Source organism: Mesorhizobium sp. YR577, from assembly GCF_900116595.1.
Lineage (GTDB): Bacteria > Pseudomonadota > Alphaproteobacteria > Rhizobiales > Rhizobiaceae > Mesorhizobium_M.
Genome location: NZ_FPBI01000043.1, coordinates 1 through 24,231, shown reverse-complemented (window position 1 = coordinate 24,231; position 24,231 = coordinate 1). Strand labels below are relative to the sequence as shown.

17 protein-coding genes are annotated in these 24,231 nt (G+C 59.1%); 6 read left to right on the top strand and 11 right to left on the bottom strand.

Annotation, left to right across the window (positions count from 1 at the left end):
* Positions 1 to 274 precede the first annotated feature (274 nt).
* The 3 genes from BM413_RS31105 to BM413_RS31090 form a co-directional block, all read right to left on the bottom strand.
* Complete coding sequence (locus BM413_RS31105; RefSeq protein ID WP_091918717.1) at positions 275 to 1,204, bottom strand: SRPBCC family protein; 930 nt, start codon at positions 1,202 to 1,204, stop codon at positions 275 to 277.
* Entirely contained in the window at positions 1,201 to 1,542 is a 342-nt protein-coding gene (locus BM413_RS31100; protein WP_091918716.1) for an ArsR/SmtB family transcription factor, read from the bottom strand. Before BM413_RS31100 ends, BM413_RS31105 begins: the two co-directional genes overlap by 4 nt.
* 312 nt (positions 1,543 to 1,854) lie before the next feature.
* Positions 1,855 to 2,139, bottom strand: a complete 285-nt coding sequence (locus BM413_RS31090; protein ID WP_175544516.1) for a polysaccharide deacetylase family protein — start codon at positions 2,137 to 2,139, stop codon at positions 1,855 to 1,857.
* Between the two features lie 301 nt (positions 2,140 to 2,440).
* Here BM413_RS31090 and BM413_RS31085 point away from each other — a divergent pair, with 301 nt between their 5' ends.
* On the top strand, positions 2,441 to 7,594 hold the full coding sequence (locus tag BM413_RS31085; protein WP_091918714.1) for a DUF4082 domain-containing protein: 5,154 nt from the start codon (positions 2,441 to 2,443) through the stop codon (positions 7,592 to 7,594).
* Positions 7,595 to 7,608: 14 nt separating this feature from the next.
* Entirely contained in the window at positions 7,609 to 8,793 is a 1,185-nt protein-coding gene (locus BM413_RS31080; RefSeq protein WP_091918719.1) for a GTP-binding protein, read from the top strand.
* A gap of 58 nt (positions 8,794 to 8,851) precedes the next feature.
* On the opposite strand, the gene BM413_RS31075 is transcribed toward BM413_RS31080, so the two are convergent.
* Positions 8,852 to 9,595, bottom strand: coding sequence for an SDR family oxidoreductase (locus BM413_RS31075; protein WP_091918713.1), 744 nt, complete (start codon positions 9,593 to 9,595; stop codon positions 8,852 to 8,854).
* 98 nt (positions 9,596 to 9,693) lie between these two features.
* Between BM413_RS31075 and BM413_RS31070 the strand changes: the two genes are divergently transcribed.
* Entirely contained in the window at positions 9,694 to 10,626 is a 933-nt protein-coding gene (locus BM413_RS31070) for an AraC family transcriptional regulator (protein ID WP_091918712.1), read from the top strand.
* Between the two features lie 499 nt (positions 10,627 to 11,125).
* On the opposite strand, the gene pepT is transcribed toward BM413_RS31070, so the two are convergent.
* The 6 genes from pepT to BM413_RS31040 form a co-directional block, all read right to left on the bottom strand.
* Positions 11,126 to 12,340 (bottom strand): peptidase T, encoded by a 1,215-nt coding sequence (pepT, locus tag BM413_RS31065; RefSeq protein WP_091918711.1) that lies wholly within the window; start codon positions 12,338 to 12,340, stop codon positions 11,126 to 11,128.
* A gap of 104 nt (positions 12,341 to 12,444) precedes the next feature.
* Positions 12,445 to 13,680: a CapA family protein gene (locus tag BM413_RS31060; RefSeq protein WP_091918710.1), complete on the bottom strand. Its 1,236-nt coding sequence runs from the start codon at positions 13,678 to 13,680 to the stop codon at positions 12,445 to 12,447.
* Between the two features lie 79 nt (positions 13,681 to 13,759).
* Entirely contained in the window at positions 13,760 to 15,442 is a 1,683-nt protein-coding gene (locus BM413_RS31055) for a dipeptide ABC transporter ATP-binding protein (RefSeq protein WP_091918709.1), read from the bottom strand.
* Positions 15,439 to 16,314 (bottom strand): ABC transporter permease, encoded by an 876-nt coding sequence (locus BM413_RS31050; RefSeq protein ID WP_091918708.1) that lies wholly within the window; start codon positions 16,312 to 16,314, stop codon positions 15,439 to 15,441. The genes BM413_RS31055 and BM413_RS31050 overlap by 4 nt, the downstream gene beginning before the upstream one ends.
* 13 nt (positions 16,315 to 16,327) lie before the next feature.
* Positions 16,328 to 17,305 (bottom strand): ABC transporter permease, encoded by a 978-nt coding sequence (locus BM413_RS31045; RefSeq protein WP_091918707.1) that lies wholly within the window; start codon positions 17,303 to 17,305, stop codon positions 16,328 to 16,330.
* Positions 17,306 to 17,309: 4 nt separating this feature from the next.
* The gene (locus BM413_RS31040; RefSeq protein WP_091918706.1) at positions 17,310 to 18,902 is read right to left on the bottom strand and encodes an ABC transporter substrate-binding protein; all 1,593 of its coding nucleotides are present in this window, start codon (positions 18,900 to 18,902) and stop codon (positions 17,310 to 17,312) included.
* A 246-nt stretch (positions 18,903 to 19,148) separates the two neighbouring features.
* On the opposite strand from BM413_RS31040, the gene BM413_RS31035 reads away from it, so the two are divergent.
* Positions 19,149 to 20,060, top strand: a complete 912-nt coding sequence (locus BM413_RS31035; protein WP_244538127.1) for a LysR family transcriptional regulator — start codon at positions 19,149 to 19,151, stop codon at positions 20,058 to 20,060.
* A 76-nt stretch (positions 20,061 to 20,136) separates the two neighbouring features.
* Here BM413_RS31035 and BM413_RS31030 read toward each other — a convergent pair whose 3' ends face one another.
* Complete coding sequence (locus BM413_RS31030) at positions 20,137 to 20,844, bottom strand: TetR/AcrR family transcriptional regulator (RefSeq protein ID WP_091918705.1); 708 nt, start codon at positions 20,842 to 20,844, stop codon at positions 20,137 to 20,139.
* A gap of 212 nt (positions 20,845 to 21,056) precedes the next feature.
* Between BM413_RS31030 and BM413_RS31025 the strand changes: the two genes are divergently transcribed.
* Together BM413_RS31025 and BM413_RS31020 are read left to right on the top strand one after the other, a co-directional pair.
* Entirely contained in the window at positions 21,057 to 23,207 is a 2,151-nt protein-coding gene (locus tag BM413_RS31025) for a TonB-dependent siderophore receptor (RefSeq protein ID WP_091918704.1), read from the top strand.
* A gap of 179 nt (positions 23,208 to 23,386) precedes the next feature.
* A partial coding sequence (locus BM413_RS31020; RefSeq protein ID WP_244538126.1) for an ABC transporter substrate-binding protein occupies positions 23,387 to 24,231 on the top strand: 845 nt, incomplete at its 3' end.

The window sequence follows — 24,231 nt, the reverse complement described above, 5'->3', positions numbered from 1 at the left end:
ACAACCGACCCATCCAAGCCTCCAATCCGTTGATCGGAAATCCTGAATCTGATTTGCTACGCCAAATCAACGCGATAAATGGGTTTGAACCCTAGATCAGCTTCACGTCAGATCGCGATCTGAGCAACTTCAAGTACTGGCATCAATACCGCCGGGCCAGTTGCGTCGCTTCCGGGCTGGTTCCCTGGGGCGATCAACTTGATAGATGCCTGTGTCCGCCTCGAAAATCGACCTTCTGTTTCGACGAGCCAAGGAATACACCAAATCGACAGATTTATAACTGCAACGCAACGTAACGGTCCAACTTGGCAAGCGTCTGCATACCTAATTCAATCGCCCCAAAGCCCTTTGCTTCCTGGAACTCGGCCGCAGTGCTCAAGATCATGCCCAGGGTTACCTTCGTAAACCCGTCCTGATCCTCGAATGAGGCCCAAGCATCGGCATGTTTCGGTCCGTTCTCGCCCCACAGAAGCGTATAGCCGAACCGTTCTTCCGTCTTGACCTCGCCATAGAGATGATGGTTCGGAAAGACCGTGCCATCTGGGCCTATCATGTCGAAGACCCATTCGCCGCCCGTCCGCAGGTCGATCCTCTTCGTGCGACAGGAAAATCCGTCGGGTCCCCACCATTGCGGTAGCGTCTCAGGATTCATCCACGCGTTCCAGACCACAGCCCGCGGTGCCCTTATCACCCGCTGCAGTACCATGGTCCGCTCGGCCGCGCCGGCGAGGTTATCTAATCCTGCTCCGAAGCCCTGTCGGTAGCCCGCCTCCATGTCCTCGGTTAGCGAGGAAAGCTGGACCGTCACCGCCAATCTGCTGCGTTCGCCCAGGTTGGCGAAGTCGGCAGTTATCAGTGCCGCCGATAGCGTTGCGCCCTCGGAAGAAATTACCTCGTAGTTCACGCTACGCACTGCGGGCTGCAACTCCAGCCAGCCGCACTCGCAGCGAATGTCGGGTTGGCCCAACACCTTGCAGAGCGAGACCTCGCGTCCGCCGACCCTAGTATCGGCCTCCAAGAACTCCACAGTGACCGACGGGGATGGGGCAGCCCAAACCGCCCGCGCGGCAGGGGCCGTCCAAGCCTGCCACAGCACTGACAACGGCGCGGCCACGTTTCGCTCGAAGGCGAGCGTCGCAAAACGGCTCCTCCTATCGTGAGAAGCCGTAATGGTCGCACTGCTCAGCTTCGGGTTCGTTGTCATTTTCCACGCTCCTTCATCACATCCATTACAAAAGCATCCAGACGGTCGAGCCGCGCTTCCCAGATGGTCCGCTGTTCATCGATCCAAGTCCGGACCGGTTCCATGGCTTCGAGCACGATGGCGCAGGTGCGTACCCGCCCGTCCTTGGACGTAGCGATCAAACCTGCCTCCTCCAGCACAGAAAGGTGCCGCATTACGGTGGGCAGACGCAGTCCCGTGGGGCCAGCCAGATCCGTTACCCGGGTTGGCCGCTCTGCCAGTTGGGTGAGGATCGACCGTCGGGTTGCGTCAGCCAGAGCGTGGAACAATAGTGAGAGATCAGGATCATGCTTAGCCATGTTGCTAACTATTCATAAATATCCATTTTGTGCAACGGAATACTTCGCGAGACAGCTAAGTATTCCGTTCGCGCGGATGCGTTCGCTTGTCGCCGTGGAGCTAATTTTTCAGCAGCGAACAGGCTTTTCGCCGAGGGAAGGCCAAGGGGGCCAAGCAGGAGTTTTCGATCTGCCGATCTTTGGCGCCCTCGGGCGGCAACTATCGCCTGCGGCGAGCTGAAAGCCGACCTTCAGCTTTGGGCCCCGATGCTGCCGAAAATCGGCTTCTGTTTCCGGCCTGCGATTGCCGAGTCGGGAATGACACTATCTTGATTAAAGCGGACTGACAGCTTTCCAGAAAAATGGGTGAGTCTGACAATCGCTATTGGGCGTTTGGCCCCGCTTTTCCAGCAGTTCAGAAGCGGTGACGAATTCAAAGCCACGTTCGCGCAGCCCGGTCACGATCCTTGGCAGCGCTTCCCGCGAGATCGCGCCGCTCTCATACATGACATGCATCAGAACGATCGAGCCGCTGCGTGTCTGCTTCACGACGTGCGCAACGAAAGCGTCCACGTCTTCCGCGATTTCTGGATAGGTTTCTGGCTCGACATCCCACATTATCGTTGTTCGCTTGGTGGCCGAGAGATACCACGGCAACGCCAACAGCTTCTTGCCAATCGATAGCTCTCTTTCTTCATGCTGGTTCGAATTGTGCGCGCGCTACTTTGGATGGTGGAGGCGACGGATATCTGGTGGTAGGCAACCTTTATATTACCCTCATTATCCTTAAGTTTACTGCGCGATTTATGTCTAAAGGCGTACAATAGATTTCGTTCTTTTTCTGCTATACTAAAGAAATCTGCACATAGGACGATCTCAATCAGATTTGATCGTGGTAAATTTTTGCGAGGGGCACGCCATGCATCGCAAAGCTCGCCGGTGGTCTTCACTCTTTCTGGACTCATTGGCTCCTCGGTGGTTTGTTGCTGGTCGAAAGTCCCGCAACGCGGCCTATGGCGAAGACAACTACTCTCAAATTGCGCTAACCGTTCACACCACCGGCGGGTCGGCGTATGGCGTGACTGCCGACAACCCAGTCAAAGCCGCCGCGCTCAATGAAGAGGACAATGGGCAGGGAGTGACGATCCGCGCCGCGCGCGGTCAGGTGAATATTGACCTCCCACTGCCGTCATTGACCCACGATTTCGCAACGATTTACGGAGCAGGCGTTCAAAGCGGCGATATTGCCTCGCCTCAGCTGCGCGCCGGTGCGTGGAATTCTGCATCCTCCAGGTTGGACGCAGCTACGTTCGGAACAAGATCGTCACTCCATCTCTCTCACGCTAGAGCCAGCGTTATAGGTGATGATCCTCTGGCTCCGTTTATGCCGAAAGGTCCTACTCAGACAGCGTCAGGGGGAGGTGTCACCTCTGTAGCGAGCAGCCGCGGGGCTTCGGGCAAGGTCATTATCCTCGAGTCGACCCCGTCAGCGCAGCCGACTGCGCAAGGATCGCACTCATTTCTGGCGTTTGGCTTGCCGTATGGCATTTGCGGATGCGGCTACTTTACCTCTCCCGCCCGAATGCTCGATTGGGCGCAAGGCGGCGGTATAATTCAGCCGGACGGTCAGTTGCCCGGGATCAGGTTGACCGAGCGACCGGACTATGTGCTCGCAGGCCAGGGAACATTTGGTGCCTCGGCCAGCGACCCCCTCTTGGATCGGGACTTGTCCCCGCTTACAGACTGGCGCGGAACTGCAGGATGGACGGTATCAGCCCAGAACGGATCATTGCCGGGCGGCGGGGAGATGGGGACGGGAGCCGCCAACTCCAAGGGCGTCGGCATCCTTTCCGGCTCGGTGACCAGGCCCTCGGGTGGCGCGCAGAGGACAGTGACTCAGGATCTCGCAGCGACGGCCACTGCCACCAACCCGGTCGTGCTGGAAAATCAGAAGCAGGGCAATCCCGAGAGCGAATGGGGGATTGACGGTGCGGGTAGCTCCAACATCGAGGGGTTCGCGACCGATATCAGCGTCGACAACGGCAAGACGATCAGCTTCAAGATCGATACGGATTCCAATAACTATCGAATCGATATCTACCGGCTCGGCTACTACGGCGGCATGGGCGCGCGCAAGGTCACCACCCTCCAGCACACCGGATTGCAGAACCAGCCCAATCCACTGCGCAATGCCTCGACCGGAACCGTGGATGCCGGCAACTGGTCGGTCTCGGCGTCGTGGACCGTGCCGGAAGACGCCGTCTCAGGCGTCTATATCGCCAAGCTCGTACGCCAGGATGGCACTTTCGGCGAGAACCATATCCCATTCATCGTGCGCGATGACGCCAGCCACAGCGACATCGTCTTCCAGACTGCTGACCAGACCTGGCAGGCCTATAACGGCTGGGGGGGCGCCAATTTCTATGGCGGCAACGGCCCGGCGACGGGACAGGGCGCCGGTCGCGCCTATGCCGTCAGTTACAACAGGCCGATCGCGACCCGTGGCGGGATTGGCACCTTTGCTGGTCCTCAGGATTATCTGTTCGGCGCCGAATATGCGGGCATCTACTGGTTGGAACAGAATGGCTATGATGTTTCATACATGGCGGGCGTCGATGTTGATCGCTATGGCAGTCTGTTGCTTAATCATAAGGCGTATGTTGATGCTGGACATGACGAATATTGGTCTGGGCAGCAGCGAGCCAATGTCGAGGCAGCACGCGATGCCGGCGTGAACCTTGAGTTCTGGAGCGGTAATGAGGTTTACTGGCGTACCCGTTGGGGCAACAGCTACAGCAGTGACGCCACACCCTATCGGACCCTGATCTCCTACAAGGAGACATGGTCACCCGGCGCCAGCATCGACCCCTCCAGCGAATGGACAGGCACCTTCCGCGACCCGCGACTTAGTCCACCGGCTGTCGGCGGCGGAAACCCGGAAAACTCGCTGACTGGCCAGTTGTTTATGGTCGACGATGTCGGCACCAATCTTCAGGCGATCACCGTTCCCTATGATGATGCCAACTTGCGCTTCTGGCGCGGTACGAGTGTTGCCAACCTTCAACCCGGCCAGACCGCAACACTTACCAAGAACTATCTTGGCTATGAATGGGACGACTCGCCCGATAATGGCTTCGATCCGGCCGGCCTCGTGAAACTGTCGTCCACGACGCTTCCGGTAAACTCCTACCTGCTCGATTACGGAAACACGACCGGCAGCGGTGTTTCCACGCACAATCTGACGCTCTATCGGGCGCCAAGCGGCGCGCTGGTGTTCGGAGCCGGTACTGTCTATTGGACCTGGGGCCTGAGCGACAATCACGACAAGGAGGTAACGCCCACCGATCCGCGGGTGCAACAGGCAATGGTCAATCTGTTCGCCGACATGGGGATCCAGCCTGGAACGCTGCAGTCCGGGCTCATTGCGGCGACCGCTTCGACCGATAATGTCGCTCCGACCTCCGTCATCACCGTACCTGCTACGGTGGCTGCTGGATCTGCGATCACGATTACAGGTACCGCCGCCGACACGGGTGGCGGGGTCATCTCCGGCGTTGAGGTTTCAACCGACAACGGGGCGAGTTGGCATCCAGCGACAGGTGATGAGAATTGGACTTATGCCTGGTCGCCTCAAACGGCCGGCACCTACACGATTCTTTCGCGCGCTGTGGACGACAGCGTCAATCTCGAAGCACCCTCGGCGGGACGCACGGTCAACGTCACAGGGCAGACCTTTACCTCTCTTTTTTCTGGTACCGGGACGCCAGCAGTCGTCAACACCGACGATACCTCAGCCGTCGAGCTCGGGGTCCGCTTCCAGACCTCCGTCGCCGGTACAATCAGTGGCATTCGCTTCTATAAGGGCAGCCAGGATACCGGTACGCATACGGGCTCCTTGTGGTCGAGCACCGGCACCAGGCTCGCGACCCTTACGTTTTCCGGTGAGACGGCCAGCGGCTGGCAGACAGCATATTTCTCGAGCCCGGTGACGTTGACGCCCGGCGCGACCTACACGGCCTCCTACCACACTGACACCGGTCGCTACTCCACCACCACAAACTACTTCACCTCCAATGTGACGAGCGGTCCGCTGACAGCACTCGGTAGCGGTAACGGTGTCTACACCTACGGCAGCGCCAGCCTCTTCCCAACCAGTACTTTCCAGGCAACCAACTATTGGGTTGACGTGATGTTCAATCCAGGGACGTCGACCAACACGACGCCGACGGCGGTTGCGGATGTGGGCGATGCGACCGAGAAGGGTGGCGTCGCCAATGGTTCCGGTGGCGTCATCGCCAGCGGCAACGTGCTGACCAACGACACCGATCCGGATGCGGGCGACACCAAGGCGGTCACCGCGGTCAACTTCGGCGCAACAGCGGGTACGCTCGGTGCCGCACTCAATGGCACATATGGCAGTGTCGTGCTCAATGCGTCGGGCGCCTATAGCTATGCGCTCAACGAGAGCAATGCCGCCGTGCAGGCGTTGCGGCTTTCGACCAACACGCTGAGCGATGTCTTCAGTTACACCATGCGTGACACCGCCGGCGCGACTGCCACGGCGACGCTGACGATCACCATCCACGGCGCCAACGATGCGCCGGTGCTCGCGGCCCAGACCAGCAACCAGAACGCCACCGTCGGAACCGCCTTCTCGCTGGCGCTGGCGGCTGCCACCTTCACCGACGTCGACAGCGGCGACGGCCTCAGCTACACGGCAACCGCCGCCGATGGTTCGGCGCTTCCCGCCTGGCTGAGCTTCAACGCCACGACGCGGACCTTCAGCGGCACGCCGACGGCCGCCGGCACGTCCGGCATCAAGGTGACGGCAACCGACGTTGCCGGCCTCACCGCCAGCGAGACCTTCAACATCACAATATCGATACCGGGTAACACGACGCCGACGGCGGTTGCGGACGTGGGCGATGCGACCGAGAAGGGCGGTGTCGCTAATGGTTCAGGCGGCGTGATCGCCAGCGGCAACGTGTTGACCAACGATACCGATCCGGATGCGGGCGACACCAAGACGGTCACGGCGGTCAACTTCGGCGCAACAGCGGGTACGCTCGGTGCCGCACTCAATGGCACATATGGCAGTGTCGTGCTCGATGCCTCGGGCACCTATAGCTATGCGCTCAACGAGAGCAATGCCGCCGTGCAGGCGCTGCGGCTGTCGACGAATACGCTGAGCGATGTCTTCAGTTACACCATGCGTGACACCGCCGGCGCGACTGCCACGGCGACGCTGACGATCACCATCCACGGCGCCAACGATGCGCCGGTGCTCGCGGCCCAGACCAGCAACCAGAACGCCACCGTCGGAACCGCCTTCTCGCTGGCGCTGGCGGCTGCCACCTTCACCGACGTCGACAGCGGCGACGGCCTCAGCTACACGGCAACCGCCGCCGATGGTTCGGCGCTTCCCGCCTGGCTGAGCTTCAACGCCACGACGCGGACCTTCAGCGGCACGCCGACGGCCGCCGGTACGTCCGGCATCAAGGTGACGGCAACCGACGTTGCCGGCCTCACCGCCAGCGAGACCTTCAACATCACGACGCAGGCAGCGCCTGCGACCTACAGTCTGTTCAGCGCTTCCAGCACGCCGGCGCAGACAAACCTCAACGATGGTCAGCAACTCGAGGTCGGCGTCAAGTTCCAGTCGAACGTTGCCGGGGATGTCACTGGCATCAAGTTCTACCGCAGCGCCAACGATAACGGCCAGAACGTCGTCGACCTGTGGACCACCACAGGCACCAAGCTCGCCACCGCCACCTTGGCCGCCAGCTCGGCGAGCGGCTGGCAGACGGTCAACTTTGCCACCCCCGTCACCATCACCGCAAACACAACCTATGTCGCCTCCTACCACACCACCGGTGCCTATGTGGCGACCGACGGTTTCTTCACCAGCGGCGTCACCAGTGGCCCGTTGACCGCCTTGTCAAGTGTCGCCGCCGGCGGCAACGGCGTCTATAGCTATGGCGGATCGGCCGCCGCCGGCCTCTTCCCGACGAGCACCTTCGATTCAGCGAACTACTATGCCGATGTGGTCTTCCGGCCGCAGCTCGTCGCATAAGGGCCCAGATGGTGATGAAAGAGACAGAAAGGTTACCGGTGACAGTGCTCGCCGGTTTTCTCGGTGCCGGCAAGACGGCGCTTCTCAGTCATGTGCTGGCCAATCGCGAGGGGCTGCGGGTAGCCGTCATTGTCAATGATATGAGCGAAGTGAACATAGACGCCAGCCTCATCCGAGATGGCGGCTGTAACCTGTCGCATACGACGGAGGCGTTGGTTGAACTGAGCAATGGTTGCATATGCTGTACCTTGCGCGACGACCTCCTGAGGGAAGTGCGGCGACTGGCCGAGGAAGGGCGATACGATTATCTGTTGATCGAGGGGACCGGCATTGCGGAGCCGCGCCCGATCGCCGCGACCTTTTCCTTCCACGACGAGAAAGGCGTTTCGCTATCCGATTTCGCGAAGCTCGACACGATGATTACCGTGGTCGATGCCGCGAGCCTGCTGGCTGACTACAGCAGCGCCGATCTGCTCCGTGATCGTGGCCTGCAGCGGGACACTCAGGACCGGCGGACGTTTATTGATCTCCTGGTTGATCAGATAGAATTTGCCGATGTGGTGGTGATCAACAAGATCTCGGAAACGACGGAGGATATTCGCGCGGAGGTCCGCAAGGTCGTTGCTGCACTCAACCCGGATGCGCGCCAGGTGGAGGCAGATTTCGGCAGGATTCCTCTTGCAACGGTCCTTAATACCGGCCTCTTCAATGAGGCAAAAGCGGCTGAGCATCCATTGTGGCACAAGGAACTGTACAGTCCAGGCGCCCATGTTCCGGAGACAGAGGAATATGGCGTGTCGAGCTTTGTGTACCGAACCAGGCGCCCCTTTGATCCTACACGGTTTCGAGCATTCCTGGATGAGCCCTGGCCCGGCGTCATCCGCGCCAAGGGCCATTTCTGGCTTGCCACGCGCCCGCTTCACGTGGGTCTTATGTCGGCTGCTGGCGTGCAGCGGCGCTGCGAACCCATGGGACTTTGGTGGGCGGCTGTTCCCCGGCAGGATTGGCCGAGCCATCCGCAGTTTCTTCAACAGCTGGAGAGCCATTGGGACAGCGCCTGGGGCGATCGTCGACAGGAGCTCGTGTTCATCGGTGTGGGCATGGACGAGGCAGGCGTCCGCATCGCATTGGACGACTGTCTGGCGAGTGCGGACCCTCAAGACTGGTCCGCACTCGAAGACCCTTTTCCGGCCTGGTAGCGCAGGTGTCAAAGCCGGTTAGAGATGTGCCTCCGTCAGCCAGTTAGAGATGCACCGGCTAGGCCACCTGTGCAAGGGCAACGGCGTCGGGGCCTGCCGGATAATGCAGCCGGTTCGAGGTGTCGTTTGCGGCCAGCCATACAGCGTCGGCCACGTCGCATTCCCTGGTCGTCAGCGCCGGATTGGCAAACTCCGCGAAGATAGGTCGCGCGAAATCCGCATAGGCTTCAGGAATGAGGTCAGTGACGGCGATATCCGTATTCTTCGCAAAACGCGTTGTCGGTGCGTAGCCCGGCTCAACCAGCTTCACGCGCACATCGAACGCGCCCAGTTCATGGCCCAAGGAGCCGGTAAAGCCCTCGATCGCCTGCTTGCTGGCGGTATAGGCGGCCGCCAGCGGCATTGGAGCTAAAGTCACGCTGGAGGTGACGTTCACGATCACGCCGGACCGGCGCGTCCGCATCTGCGGGATTGCCGCTTGCGTCATGGCCATCACGCCAAAAGTGTTGGTCTCGAACACCTTGCGCACATGCACCATCGGTGTCGCCTCGAAGGCTCCGACCACGCCGATCCCGGCATTGTTCACCAATACGTCGATTGGCCCCGCGGCCTCTAGCGCTGCCGCGATGCTTTCGGGCTTCGTCACATCCAGCGGCAGGATGCGGATACGATCCGATGCGGGCAGCAGGCCCTCGCGCGGGCTGCGCATGGTGGCGATGACGGTCCAGCCTTGCGCGTGGAAGTGGCGAGCAGTCTCCAGCCCATAGCCGGACGAGCAGCCAGTGATAAGGACGGTTTTCACGTCGGTCTCCTGTGTTTTTTGTTGACGGCACGGATATAACGGGCATGATCAGGACTATCATCAATCAAAAGTCCATAATTCATTTGCGATAGTACTAAATGGCCGATCCGCTCTCTGAAATGATCCAGCTTCTGCGTCCCCATGCCGTGTTCTCGAAAGGGATCAGCGGTGCCGGCCGCTGGGCCGTGCGCTACGGCGAATTCGGCCAGCCCGGTTTTTGTGCCGTGACCGAGGGGCGCTGCCGCCTTGCCGTCGATGGCGAGGCGCCGGTCGTCCTCGAAGCGGGCGACTTCGTTCTTCTGCCCGCCACGCCTGCCTTCACCATGTCAGGTTTCGAGCCCGCGCCCGCCCTGCGCATCGACCCGAAGGCAAACCAGGCACCTGACAGGGAAATCCGCCACGGTCGGCCGGACGGGCCACCTGATGTCAGCCAGTTCGGCGGATATTTTTCTTTCGGCTCGCCGGATGCCGGTCTGCTCGTGTCGCTCTTGCCACGCATGATCCACATCCGCGGCATCCCGCGGCTGACGCAGCTGGTGCGTCTTGTCGGCGAGGAGGCAGCGCGCGAGGACATCGGGCGCGACCTCATCCTCGAGCGTCTCGTGGAAATCCTGCTTATCGAAGCGCTTCGGGCCACATCGGCCAAGGAAGCCCAGCCCGGTCTGCTGCGGGGGCTGGCCGATCCTCGGGTCGCCGCTGCTTTGCGCAGCATGCACGGCAATGTCGAAAGGTCCTGGACAATACCCGACCTCGCGCGCGAGGCGGGCATGTCGCGTTCGGCGTTCTTTGACCGCTTCGTCCGCATGGTGGGTGTCAGGCCGATGGAATATCTGCTGTCATGGCGCATGGCCGTGGCAAAGAACCTGTTGCGCGGGGGAGGGTTGGCGCTCGACGAGGTGGCCAGACGTATCGGCTACGGTTCAGCAAGCACCTTCAGCACCGCTTTCAGCCGCCATGTTGGCCTGCCACCCGGACGCTTCATGAGACGCCCGGCTACGCAGGACGAAACAGCAGCCTCTTTGCAGGTTTGATCGCGACGGCGGCTCTGGGAGGTCATCTGTCGGGCCAAAGGCGAGGGCGACTTACGTCTCCTTTGCGCCTTAGCTCGGTCGTGTTTCATGTTTGCACGTTGGGCTTTTCCATCCTTGGCACCATCGACCGTCAAAGCTGGTCCACTGCATGTCATTGAAAGGTCACCTTAGCTGACCCATATACATATTGCGTCGGATGTCTCCTCCCATTCGTCTGACGCGTTCCCCTCTGGAGGTATTAAACCTTCATGCTTGGCCGGACTTACCAGTCCGGCCTTTTTCTTTAAAAATCTCCTTCGACGGCCTGCCAACCCTGGTTAGCTGAGCCGTCTCCCTGCGCTATCTATCTATGTGGGTATCGCTGTTGCGCTTCTGGTATGCAGGTGGCTTGCACCACGCCATATTGGAAGCCCGGAAACCTACCGATCCGTAAGACGCAAAGGATGGGGTTTCCGGCTCCGAAACCAAAAATACGCCGACGCGATCATCGACGCTGTTGTCACAATGTGCAGATTTTTCGAGCCACATCATACGATTTCTCGAATGCGGGAACGGGAAGAAATTCAAAGCGCGAATGGAAATTATACGCGCCTGTAAAAAAGTTCGGCGTGGCTATGCCTTTGGCAGACAAGGCAGCGCCATCCGTTCCTCCACGCATCGGAATGAGTTTTGGTTCTATGCGCAGCGTTTCGAGGGCGGCAAAGAGCAATTCTACGGGGCGGCTGTCGCTGCCCAAGCGCTCTCCGATATTTTCGTAGGTATTGGAAATGCTGCAGCTGACGCGCCCCGTCGGGTAGCGTGACCTGATCACTTCGACGGCCTTGTCCAATTGCTGTTTGCGATGCTCGAATCCTGTTTTGTCGAAATCCCGGATCGAGACTTTGAGCCGTGCTTTGGTGTCATTGGCGACGAGATCCTTGAACCAGAAATATCCTTCACGTCCCTCTGTGCGCTCAGGCGTCTCTGCCCGGTCGAAAATGGCGACGAAATCGAGCGCCATCAGCAATGGGTTTACGAGGACGTCCTTTGCAGACATGGGATGGGCGCTAACACCGGTGAATTCGATCTCGGCTGCGGCAGCGTTGAAGTTTTCGATGACGACTTCACCGAGCTCGCAGCAGTCGATCGTGTAGGCGAAATCACAGGGGAAACGAGCGAGGTCAAGCGCCTTTGCACCCCTGAGTCCGATCTCCTCATCGGGAACAAAAGCAACGAAGACATCGCCATGCCCGACGTCGGAGTCGAGCCGCGCAAGAAGCGTCATGATAACGGCGATCGCCGCTTTGTTGTCGGCGCCAAGGACGCTCGTGCCATCGCCAACGATAATATCTTGCCCCTCCCAGGTGCATATTTCGGGATGCTCTTCAACCCGCAGCCAGATATTTTTTTCCGCATTCAGGCAAAGGTCGGCTCCCTCGAAGCGCAGGATCTGCGGCCGGATGATGGGAGAAAGGCCAACGTCAACCGTATCGAGATGCGCGATGAACCCGATCTTCGGAGCATCAGGTCTGTTGCCGCGCTTCACTGCGGTTAGGGTCGCGTGCTCGTCGAGAAGCACGTCGTCCAGTCCGAGTTCTCGTAGCTCGCCTGCCAACAGCGCGGCCAAGGTCTGCTGGCCGGGCGTTGACGGCAAGACCGAAGAATCCGGATCACTCTGGCTTTCTATTGCGAGATAGCGGAAGAACCGCCCAATCAATTCATTGCGAATATCCATGCTCAATCCTGAATTGCAAGGCAGCGAAAGCCTATCGGTCCTCTGGCAGAGGTGCCAATGCCAGAGCGACAGCTATGAAGCATAGCAATTTTGAACCGAAGTTCTTAGGCCAGCTCGAATACGCCCGTGCCGTCGACAATCTCAATCCGGGAGCCGTATTCCTTGGACTCGGCAGCAACCCGACGGAGGATTCGCTCTGCGGCAGCGCCGGTTGCGAGATGCGGTACGAGCCGACGTTCCAGAGCATCGTCCTTCAGACCCTCTTCGCCACCGATGACTACCGGATGCAGTTTCAACGAAGTCAGCCGGTTCTCCCGGTCAAATGAACATAGACCGACAACACTCTCCCAAACCTCGTTTCGTTGCCACAGGGAGATTTCAGACCTGGTGTGGAAGATGAAGTTGCCGAGGCTATGGAAAATCGGTCGACCTTGGTAAATTTCGATCGGCAGAAGCACCGGTACGCCGTGGCTGACGAAAACGGCGGCGCCGGCGTCGATGCATTGCCTTGCAAAGGCGCTGATCCAATCCGGGGACTTCAGCCAATCCGTTGCCCAGTGATGATGATGCAGATAGGCGATGACCAAGCTACCCGATTTGGCAGCGATCTCTATTGCCTGAAGATTTCTCGCCAGATCGTCTTCGTCAATTCTGATGGTGCGCTTGAACCTGTTTGATTGCCGGAATATGGCGCGACCGATGCCGATGTCCCTGTCCCCGAGCGCGGGTTCATCGTCTGGCTGATTGTCCATCAGGAAATCAAGCGCGGAATATTCAGCCTTGTCGCGGATCGCTTGAAGCTGTGCGAACGCGGTCTCATCGACTTCGAGGATACGCGACAACCGTAGCCTGTTGACGCCGGGCCGTTCGCCACGGCCGTCGGTACCGTCGGCCGCGTACATGAAATCCGGTCCCGGACCGCCGTCCATTGCCACCATGGAAACGGCGCGCTGTCCGAACGTCGCGGACGATGGGCCGGAGGCTTCCTTTTTGTTGCGGCCAATGCCTGCGTGCAGGAAGCCTCGCTTCTCGACCTCTTCCACAGTTGAAAGAATCCCGGATGGTCCAAGATCGAATGAATGGTTGTTGGAGAGCGAGAGTGCCCGAAAGCCGATTTCTCCGAGCGCATCCAGGACATCCGGCTTGCTGCTGCCGAAATAAAACCCCTTCAGAGGCCATCCTCCATGGGCGCCATATATCGTCCCCTCGAAGTTCGTGAACGCAAGATCTGCAGCCTGCAGGATCGTGCTCACGCGGTCGAACTCCGGGCTGCTGATCGTCCTCGTGTCATGTTTGATGAGCGATTGGCCGGTTACAGCCAAAGTGAAGTTTTCTTCCATTTCCAATACCTTGTCTCGAGAAGCTTGTTGCAGTTCGAAGCACGCTTGCGGAGAATGCGAGATGCTGAGCGTCCATACGTCAGAGCGTAAATATTTTCGGCCGAGCGTTGATCAGATGCCGGGTGTAGGGGTTGTCCGATCTGCCGAATATGAAGTCCGACGCTCCGTAGTCTTCGATCCGGCCATCCTTCATCACGCAAACGGCGTCGCATATGTCCTGGACGACCGCGAGATCGTGCGAGATGAAGATCATGGACAGGTTGCGCTCAGACGCGGCCTCCTTGAGCAACGCCAGTATCTCTGCCTGGACGGACACATCGAGGGCGGAGGTCGGCTCGTCGGCAATCAAGATTTCCGGGCCTGCAAGGAGCGCGCGCGCGATGCAGACACGCTGCTTCTGCCCGCCCGAAAGCTGGTGGGGATAGCGAGTCAACAAAACCTTCGACAGTCCGAGCCTCTCGAACGTCTCTGTCACGCGCGACGGGTGCCGGTCATGCTCCGTTTTGGCCGTGAACCGGACGCACTCGATCAGTGTTTCGGCCACCGTCAGCCTCGGATTGAGTGAGGACGAGGGATCTTGAAAGACCATCTGTATGCGCCCGAGCAGGCCGCCGCCACGGCCTCGGCTGCCGACGTCGCAGACCCTGCCGTTTACCGAGACTTTGTCGGCGCTGCCGGTCTCCAGGCCGGCGAGGATGCGGCCAATCGTCGACTTACCGCTGCCGCTCTCTCCGACAATCCCGAGGACGCCGCTGCGGCGCAGCTGGAGGTTCACGTTCCGCAAGGCGAACGTCGTGGTTCCTTTGCCGAACAACGCCTGGAGGCCATGATTGCCAAATGTCTTGGACAGGTTCTCGACAACAAGGATCGGGTCGTCGGCTTCCGACGCTTCGCCGCACTGTGCGGCTTCATCATCGGACCCGCCTTGACCGATTGCGGAAATCCTGGGTGAAAGACGCAATCTCGGGACCGCCGCCAGGAGGTTTTGCGTGTAGGTGTTTTGCGGGTTGTCGAGAAGTGCTGCCGTTACATCGTGCTCAATCACTTCGCCGTCCTTCATGACGAGGACGCTGTCGGCAATTGCTGCGATCACACTCATGTCGTGGGTGATGAGGAGGAGGGAGAGCCCTGTATCCTCGACCAGGCCTCTTAGGACCTGGAGGATCTGCTTCTGCACGGTGGCATCGAGGGCGGAGGTCGGCTCATCGGCTACAATGATTGAGGGAGAGCCCGCCAGGGCGATCGCGATGACGATGCGCTGCCTCTGCCCACCGGAGAGTTGATGCGGATAGCTGTGATAACGCCGGTTCGGATCGGGAATGCCAACCCGCTGAAGAAGCTCCAGCGCCCTTTGCCGCACGCTCGCCCTTGGCAGATCGGGAAAGATCGTCAAGATCGTCTCGCTCAACTGGGCGCCGACTGTCATAAGCGGATCGAGCGATGAGGTGTGGTCCTGAAAGATGCTGGCAACGGTCCTGCCTCTGAGGGCATGGCGTTTGCTGGCAGTCAGCGTCTCGATTTCAGTTCCATTCACCCGGATTGTTCCGGAGGATTGTTCGAAGCCCGCACCCAGCAGGCCGATGACGGCATTGCCGATCGTTGACTTTCCCGCTCCGGACTCTCCGATGATGCCGAGAACCTCGCCGCGACCGAGCACGAAGCTGACGTCGCGAACGATCGTCGTCGTTCCGGCAGCGCCATGGTGTCGGAGCGTGAGATTTTTGACGTCGAGCGGCGGGATTTCGCTGTTTTGTGTCGTCATATCGATCTGTTCCTGGGATCCCATATCCGGCGGATGTCTTCGCCGGCAAAATTGATGGCTGCGATGAGTCCAAACAGCGCAAATCCAGGAAACAGGCTGATCCAATACTGGCCGGTCAGCAGGTACTGAAATCCGTTTGCGACAGTCGAACCGAGAGATGGCTGATCCATCGGAACGCCCAGTCCCAGGAACGACAGCGTGGCCTCAAGGGCAACGGCGTGGCCGATTTCGATGGGAAGCAGGGTTATGGCTGGCGCGATGCTGTTCGGCAGAAGATGCCGAAGGACTATACGGATGTTTGAAAGTGGCATCGTGCGTGCGGCGTCGATGTATGGCTTACCAGCCTCACTCAGGGCGACGCTTCGCACGACCCGCGCATACGTCGCCCACTGTACGATGATGAGTGCCAGAATAATCCGGTCGACCCCGGGGCCGAGCGTAACGATTGCGACGAGTGCGACCAGCATGGTCGGCAGGCTGAGCTGCAGGTCGACCACCCGCATGATGATGGCGTCGACCCATTTGCCGAAATAGGCGGCTGTGACACCAACGGTGAGGCCGATGGCCGCGGCGGCCAAGGCGCTGACGATCGAAACCACGAGGCTTATGCGAAGGCCATAAAGAATACAGCTTGCGATATCTCTCCCAAGCCCGTCGGTTCCAAGGAGGTAATGGTACCCGCTGCTGCCTATCGTGCCGGGAGGAGAGGAGGCTTCCCAACCGAATATCTGAAGCGGGTCGTAAGGGTTCTGCGGTGCCAGCACGGGCGCAGCCGCGGCCGCCGCCACGAATAATGCCAAAATGAGATTGGGCGGGGTAAGGACGCGACGGAATGGACGGCGCGAAAGGGGGGTAGAAGGCTGGTTTGTCATCTCCGGTCCTTCACTAAGTTGAAATTCGTACGCGAGGATCGAGCACGGCATAAAGGAGATCGACGAGAGCATTCAGCGCGACAAAGGCGATCGAGATGAACGTCAGTGTCGCCATGACAACGGGTCGATCCAGAAGCTGGATGGAATCGATCAGCAGCTTGCCAACCCCCGGCCAGGCGAAGATGGTTTCAACAACCACGGCAAAGGCGAGCATGCCGCCAAATTGCAAGCCGACGATCGTGATGATCGGAAGGCTGATGTTCGGCAGGGCATGACGAAACAGAATACGCCGACCGGAGAGCCCCTTGGCGATGCAGAAACGGACGAAATCCGTTCTTTCGACCTCGACCGTGCCGGCGCGGGCGAGGCGCGCGATCAGAGCGATGTTGGGGATGGCGAGCGCCAGGGTGGGGAGGACGAGATGCTTCAGCCCGTCGACCGTTAGAAAGCTCCAATCCCCGCCCAGCACATCAACGGTTTCGCCCCTGCCTCCAGGCGGAAACCATCCGGTCATCACCGCGCCCACCAGTATGAGCATCATGCTCAGCCAGAACGATGGAACGCTGAGCGCATAGACCGTCCCCGTGACGACGATGCGATCGACAAGGCTGCCCGGACGTGTGCCCGCAAGAAGTCCCAGGCCAGTACCGGCAATGGTGGCGATGACAATCGCCACAACGGCGAGCTCGAGCGTCGCGGGCAGCTTGCTCAGAACCAGATCAAATGCCGGCAGATGGTAGATGTAGGATGTGCCGAAACTGCCGGTGGCGAGATTCTGGACGAAAACCAAATACTGGCGCCACAAGGGCTGATCGAGGCCGAGAAGTTCGGTTGCGCGCCTTATGTCTTCGGGCGTTGCGGTTTCAATGTTGACGACGTTGTAGACCGGGTTCCCGACGCTATGAATGCCGATAAACCCGATCAGCGACATGACGAGGAGGAGCAGGAAGGCTTGAGATAGCCTTCCCGAGATCGTTGTCAGCAAAGCCATGTTCTTACTTCGCAGCCGGCAAGGCTTGCATCGCTGTGGTCCAGCCGCGCGGATGCATGACGTAGGAGCCGACTCGTTCGCCGTAACCAGAAATGTGGTGGAAGTGATAGAGCGGCGCGATCGGTTGATCCTGCATCACGAACTCCGTCACGTCGGCGAAGGCTTTATCGCGGGCGGGGCCGACGTCCAGGGCTCGCGCCTTCTCGAACATCTTGTCGAATGCAGGGTTCCTGTACTGGCCGTAGTTCAGCGCTCCCGCTCCGCTTTCGGCATCGGGTGAAGCCAGGACCGCCTCCAGACACACATCCACCGACTCGCCCGAACAGCCCCCGTACCAGACGCCATATTCTCCGGCTCCCCGCTTGGTGTTGAACACCGAGAACGGGACCGCGACCGGCTGCACGGCGACCCCGATGCGCGCCCAACTCTGCGCGACAGCCTGCAATGTTTCTCCATCACCGGGATAGCGGCCCGTCGGCCCGCTGAGGACCAGTTTGAAACCGTCGGGGAAGCCGGCCTCAGCCAACAGCGCCTTTGCCTCGTCGTAGCGCGGCGGTTGTGCCGTCAAATTTGGCGATGTACCCGAAAGTCCGTTGGGGAAGAACTGGGATGCGGCCGTGCCAAAGCCCGATAGGATCTTCTCCACGAGAATCCCACGATCGATCGCCATCGAAAGGGCGTGACGGACTTTTGGATCGCGAAACGGGTTCGGGATAACCTTTCCCGATTTGTCGGTAACGCCCGGAGCAGCTTCCTTTGCAAGCTCGAACTGAAGGAAATTCAGCCGCGCGGCGGGCACGCTTTCCACCTTGGCGCCGCGCTGATTGAGGGCTTCGACGTCGCGTGCGGGCAGGAAATCCGCGATATCGACGTCTCCCGTGGAGAGAGCTGCCACACGGGCCGCGGGGCTTTCGACTATGCGAAATGTGACTTCCGACCAGGACGGGCGAGCGCCCCAGTAATCATCGTTTCTGGTAAGCTCCAGAATCTCGCCGGAACGCCAGCTTTTGAATTTGTAAGGCCCGGTGCCGACAAGCGCGGTACCGGCATTGAGAGTCTCGGTCGTCGCAAAGCCACCCGCGTCGTGATGCATGATGAAGATCGCCGAAAGCGCCAGCGGTAGCGTCGGTTGACTTCCATCGGTGTCAATGATGACGGTCAAGGGATCTGGAGCGGAGACGGAGGCAATTCCCTTGGTGTAGGCCTGGAAGCCGCCGCTGGGCGGTTTGAGAAAATTGCGGATGCGCTCGATCGTGTACACGACGTCGTCGGAAGTGAAGGGCGATCCGTCGTGGAAGCGTACATTTTCCCGAAGCTTGAACTCCCAGCTTGTGTCCGACACGCGCCGCCACGAGGTGGCCAGGCCGGGTTGCAGGTTCAGGTGCTCGTCCTGGTAGACGAGCCGCTCGTAGATATGTGAAAGCAACGAGCTGTTCTCGTTCAATGTTGAATAGTGAGGATCGAGCGTCATCAGCTTGTATGACGTCGCTACACGCAGCTCCTGCGCTGCGGCCGGCAATGTGGTCGCGGTGAAAAGTGCCAACACCGTAGCCGCTGTATGGATGCCAGTGGATCGAAGACAGGTCGGTAATTTCATTCAGGGTTCCCCTTTTCTTTTACGAGGCCGTCCTCGGCTCATCGCCGAGCGCCTTGAACGTCAAAGGGAGGCGCTATGTCCCCCTGCGGCGTCCCGACCATGACCTCATCGAATTGCTTGCCGACCAAGGATTAGAAAATCGGCTCGGACCGTCAATTTATTAAGTTTTCGTGCTGCCCTATTAGGTTGGCTAATATAGACATTTGAAGCAGCGGCCCAAGGCGAATGCCCTTTGCGGAGAAGATGATGAACGAATTGGATGATAGTGCCGGGCTCGGCTTCAGACGGGCCAGAGCGTTTCGGGAAATCATAAGATGTGGCTCGACGCGCCGTGCCGCAAAAGCCTTGGGAATCACGCAATCGGCCGTCAGCCAGCAGCTGAAACTGTTCGAGGAAATGGTGGGCGAAAAGCTGTTTGTAAGGGATCGGCGTGGCCTCATTCCCACAACGCGCGCGATTGAAATCTACAACAAGATCGACCGCTATTTTGAAACGTTGATTCGAATAGAGAACGAGATAACTGGATCCTTCGGTACCGTGCGGGACAGTATGACGATCGCGGCGCCTCATCTGGTTTGCCTGTCATTTGTTCCCAAGCTGATCAAGCAACTCGACCAAACAGAACCTCTGACGGACTTCTATGTCCGCGCTCAGGGGTACGATCAGATCGCGCAGAGCATATTGACGCAGGAGGCCGACATCGGGATTTCGCGACTGCCTCTCGATGACCGGTTTTTTGAGTGGCGTACAATTGCAATGAGCAAGAGTGTCTGTCTCGTTCCCTCGGAGCACCCATTGGCGGACAAGGACAAGGTCACCGTCGATGATCTCTCGGGGGAACGTCTGATAGTTTTGGAACGGGAGTTCGCATCTCATCAAACCGGCTTGAACGCATTGCTATACGAAGGACGCAACCCGGTCATAAAGGTTAGGACCGACGCCGTCGGTTTTGTTGCTGGGTATGTGGCAGAAGGTTTGGGAATTTCAATCGCGAACGAATTCATCGCTCGACAGTGCGCGCTGTTCAACTTGAAAGTCGTGCCCTTTCATCCCCCGGCGACCTATGAATATGTCGTTTTTTGGCGGCGGGGCGGCGCAAGGAATCCGCAGCGAGAGAAATTAGTCGACGTCATAATTAGTATGGGCAGCCACGCCTGAGACCTCCTTGCAATGGACAAAGGATTGATCCGGGCAACACCATGCAGACTGGGTTCTCTGGGCGAGCTGAACGAAATCAAGACGGTTCCGCGTTGCGCGGCGCGGCACCCTGCAGAAATAACTCCAGCGCTTGATCAAAATAGCGCGCTTCTTCTGCGAGATCGGAAAAGCGGCACTCCCCCAGCATGGTCGAAATAAGCGGTTTGATAGAGGTGGCGTAAAGAAGCTGCTCCGCAAGGAAGAGCGGATCTCCTATCACTACGGCACCGTCCGCTTGGGCCTGCTTCACCAAAACAGTGAAGCGGATCATGATTGGATCCTGGGTTGCCGGCGTCGGTTGTACGCCCCCAAATGCCACAGCCTCTCCCAACGTGACCCGATTGAGAGCAATCATTTGTGGCCGCAGATTGATTGAAAGCAGCGTTCTCGCGAAGCGTCGAAGCCGTTGCGACGATGTTCCGCCGGCGCTCATGATTTCATCCAGTTCACCGAGCACCTGTGACTGCAAGCCATCCATCAGCGCCTTGAACAGAGCTGTCTTGGACGGATAGCGACGGTAAATAGTATCTTTGCCGGCACCACAAGCGGCGGCCACCTGCTCCATCGAGGTTGCCGCGAACCCTTGTGATGCGAAGAGGCCAGCCGCCGTATCAAGAATTCGCCGATTGAGCTCTTTAACGGCCTGCTTGGACGGGCGCCCGCCTTTCGTTCGTTCGGCGTTAGGTGGCCGGCCGGACGATTTGGATTCTTTCGATCCCCCTGGTGCTGATTGCTGCGAGGCCATCTTCCTGCCTTTTGACGGTTGGTGATCTGCCGGACGGTTCATCCGATGGGCACGATTCTACCCTCGGAAGAAAACCAAACGCAACCGTTCTGTTACCGGTGTGCCACACATAAAACATGAGTACGACTATCAGCAAATAAAACTGGACGATATCGTCCCGTTTTGTTAGCTCACCTGCGAACCAGATTGTCGGAAGGGGCTAGGTCGCGGGGATGAAGATTGCAGTGTGGAATATCGTGCTTCTGGGAAGCACGAGCCTTGTTACTTTGTCAGGAATGGCTGTCGCGCAGGAAGCGACAACACAATTGAATGCGATCGTCGTCGAAGGAGAAGGGGCCGCGCCAACCAGCCCAAGCGATCACGCCCTGCTCAAAAGCACGAGATCCGCCACGAAGACCGGGACACCGGTGGTGGAGACGCCGCAGTCGGTAACGACGATTACGCGCAAGCAGCTCGATGAGCAAAGTCCGCAGACTGTCAGCGAAGCGCTTCGTTATACGGCCGGTGTACTGTCCGATCGGGATTCCAATACTCGCTACGATTCAATATTTCTGCGAGGCTTCGGATCCTTTGGAACGACGACCAGCTACGTGAACTATCTCGACGGGCTGAAACTGCCCCGCGGCCAGGCATTCGCCCAACCTTCGATCGATCCCTATCTTTTCGATCGCATTGATGTCCTGAAGGGACCGTCAGCACTCCTTTACGGGCAGATGAGCCCCGGTGGTCTGGTCAACCAGGTCAGCCGCGCGCCGTCGGCGCAGCCGTTCAACGATATCCGCGTCGAGGGAGGCACCGATGGTCGCCTGCAGAGTGGACTGACCTCGCGTGGAGCCCTGACGGAGGATGGGAGCCTGCAATACGGTGTCAGCGCCGTGGGCCGGCTATCCGGCACGCGGTATGAAGATGTGAATGAAAAGCGCTTTGGCATCGCACCGTCGATAAGCTGGCTACCTGACGCCGACACCACGCTGACGATCTCGGGCTATTATCAGAACGACCCGGAAGGCGGATACTTCAACTCGCTCTATCCGCGTTTCCTGGCGCCTGAGAGCTACCGCCCGTATCTGAACCGGAAACTCAATATCGGCGACCCGTCCTTCGATTCTTTCGAGCGGGAACAGTATGGCGTCGGCTATCGGTTCGAACATCGCTTCAACGACAACGTCGCTATTCGATCCAACCTCCGCTATTCCCACGTAGACACGGATTTCAGCTCTCTGCAGATGGCAGGTCCGCTCGCTGAAGACGGGAATATCCCACGTCACGCCTTGCGCTCGATCGAAGATGTTGGCGGGGTATCTGCCGACAATCAGGCTGAGTTCAACTTCGACACCGGGGCAGTCCAGCACACGGTACTTGCCGGTATCGATAACCAGAACTCCACGAGCAACTGGCAATATCTCTATGGAGGAGCGCCGTCGCTCAATGTACTCGATTCCATCTATGGCCAGCCCATCGGGCCTCTAATGACAATCATCGACAGCGGGCAGAAGCTCCGGCAGACAGGCGTCTATCTCCAGGATCAGCTGAGCTTCGGGGGCTTCCGGGCCGTGCTGGGCGTTCGCCACGACTGGACGCAGCAGGATAGCGATAACCGCCTGGCGGGAGTGTCGGCCCATCAGTCGAGCGAGGCGACAAGCTACAGGGCCGGAGTACTCTATCTGTTCGAGAATGGCTTTGCGCCCTATGCGAGCTATTCTACGTCCTTCGAACCAACGATCGGCGTCGACTCTTCAGGCAACCCGTTCGTGCCGAGCAAAGCCCAGCAATATGAGGTCGGTCTGAAGTACCAGCCGTCGGGACTTGATGCGCTGTTCACCGTGTCTGCATTCGACATCCGGCAGCAGGATGCGCTGGTGCCCGACACTCTTGGCTTCAACGTGCAGGAGGGAGAAATCCACTCGCGCGGCCTGGAATTCGAAGCCAGGGGAAGCCTGACAAGCAACCTCGAATTGATCGCGGCACTCACCCTGCTCGACACGAAGGTCACGGAAACGGCGATTGCCGACAATGCCGGCAACCGGCCACAGGCCGTGCCGGATTATTACGGATCGGTCTGGACGAATTACAGTTTCTATAGCGGAGCTCTGGAAGGGCTGACGCTTGGTGGTGGTGTCCGCTTCGTCGGCTCCAGCTACGCGGACAACGCCAACACCATAAAAGCGGACGGCTACACGCTGGTCGATGCCGCCTTGCGCTACGACTTCGGTGCAAAAAACCCGAGTCTGAAAGGTCTAGAGGGAACGCTGAACGTCACCAACCTCTTTGACAAGGATTATTATTCCAGCTGCAGCTCGAATATCTATTGCCAGTACGGCAATGGCCGGCAGGTCCTGGCGGGACTCCGATATAAATGGTGAGCGGCGTCACGCTCGACCGGCGCACCTTTTGCGGAGCTCTCCTGCTGGGAGGGCTTGGCGCCCTTCAGCCAGCGCGCTCTTCCGAACCTCTGACGATCACCGACATGGCCGGCCGGAAAATTCAGCTGCCGGGCACGCCGAAACGGATCGTCCTGCTTGAGGCACGCGATATCATCAGTATGGCGATGCTGCATCCCGATCCTGCATCGCTGGTCGTGGGCTGGGCCGCAGCCGACCGTATCGACAGCCAATTTCTCAAAGAGCGGATCGAGGAAGGGCATAGGATTCAAGAGGTCGGCAAGCAGACGCCGGATACGGTTTCGCTGGAGGGACTGGTCAGCCTCTCGCCGGATCTGGTTGTCGCCAATTTCTACATGACCCCAGAGGGTGGCGATGATCTCCTGGTCGAACGTCTGGAAAGCATCGGAATCCCGGTCATCTTCAGTGACCTGTCCAGCAACGCTTCTGCCGGCCAACCGGCTGCCAAGGGAGCCATTGGCGATTTTCGCGAACACATGCGCATGTGGGGTGAGGTTTTGGACGCTAGCGATAAGGCGGCTGCATTCATCGCATTTTTCGATGAGCATCTGGAGCGAGTCACGTCATGCGTGGCAGGCGCTGCTCCGGTCACGACCTATATAGAGGTCCAGTCCACCGTCGACGATTGTTGCTGGGCGGCCGGTAACAAGGTCTGGGGAGAATTGCTTGAACTGGCCGGCGGAAGAACACTGCCGGGCGTGATTGCTCCGTGGTTCCAGAAGCTTCAACTCGAATATCTCCTGTCGACGCCGCACGATGTCTACATCGCCTCCGGCGGCGGATGGTCGGCGGGCGGTCGTCCTTCCATCGGTCCGGGGCTGGCTTCCGTGAAAGGCAGAGAGGGCTTGGAGCGCCTGATCGGGCGAACCGGATTCGACCAGCTGTCCAGTGTTCGTAGCAAACGCGTCCACGGCATCTGGACCGGACTTATTGCGGTTCCGCCGCTCAACATACTCTTCATCGAACTTGCAGCGAAATGGCTGCA

Bases quoted from the DNA above. Each gene is read 5' to 3' on its own strand.
- BM413_RS31025 (WP_091918704.1), top strand. From the start codon at position 21,057: ATGAAGATTGCAGTGTGGAATATCGTGCTTCTGGGAAGCACGAGCCTT.
- BM413_RS31085 (WP_091918714.1), top strand. From the start codon at position 2,441: ATGCATCGCAAAGCTCGCCGGTGGTCTTCACTCTTTCTGGACTCATTG.
- BM413_RS31030 (WP_091918705.1), bottom strand. From the start codon at position 20,844: ATGGCCTCGCAGCAATCAGCACCAGGGGGATCGAAAGAATCCAAATCG.
- BM413_RS31060 (WP_091918710.1), bottom strand. From the start codon at position 13,680: ATGGAAGAAAACTTCACTTTGGCTGTAACCGGCCAATCGCTCATCAAA.
- BM413_RS31090 (WP_175544516.1), bottom strand. From the start codon at position 2,139: ATGTGGGATGTCGAGCCAGAAACCTATCCAGAAATCGCGGAAGACGTG.
- BM413_RS31035 (WP_244538127.1), top strand. From the start codon at position 19,149: ATGAACGAATTGGATGATAGTGCCGGGCTCGGCTTCAGACGGGCCAGA.
- BM413_RS31080 (WP_091918719.1), top strand. From the start codon at position 7,609: ATGAAAGAGACAGAAAGGTTACCGGTGACAGTGCTCGCCGGTTTTCTC.
- BM413_RS31100 (WP_091918716.1), bottom strand. From the start codon at position 1,542: ATGGCTAAGCATGATCCTGATCTCTCACTATTGTTCCACGCTCTGGCT.
- BM413_RS31105 (WP_091918717.1), bottom strand. From the start codon at position 1,204: ATGACAACGAACCCGAAGCTGAGCAGTGCGACCATTACGGCTTCTCAC.
- BM413_RS31050 (WP_091918708.1), bottom strand. From the start codon at position 16,314: ATGACAAACCAGCCTTCTACCCCCCTTTCGCGCCGTCCATTCCGTCGC.
- BM413_RS31070 (WP_091918712.1), top strand. From the start codon at position 9,694: ATGGCCGATCCGCTCTCTGAAATGATCCAGCTTCTGCGTCCCCATGCC.
- BM413_RS31045 (WP_091918707.1), bottom strand. From the start codon at position 17,305: ATGGCTTTGCTGACAACGATCTCGGGAAGGCTATCTCAAGCCTTCCTG.
- BM413_RS31055 (WP_091918709.1), bottom strand. From the start codon at position 15,442: ATGACGACACAAAACAGCGAAATCCCGCCGCTCGACGTCAAAAATCTC.
- BM413_RS31040 (WP_091918706.1), bottom strand. From the start codon at position 18,902: ATGAAATTACCGACCTGTCTTCGATCCACTGGCATCCATACAGCGGCT.
- pepT (WP_091918711.1), bottom strand. From the start codon at position 12,340: ATGGATATTCGCAATGAATTGATTGGGCGGTTCTTCCGCTATCTCGCA.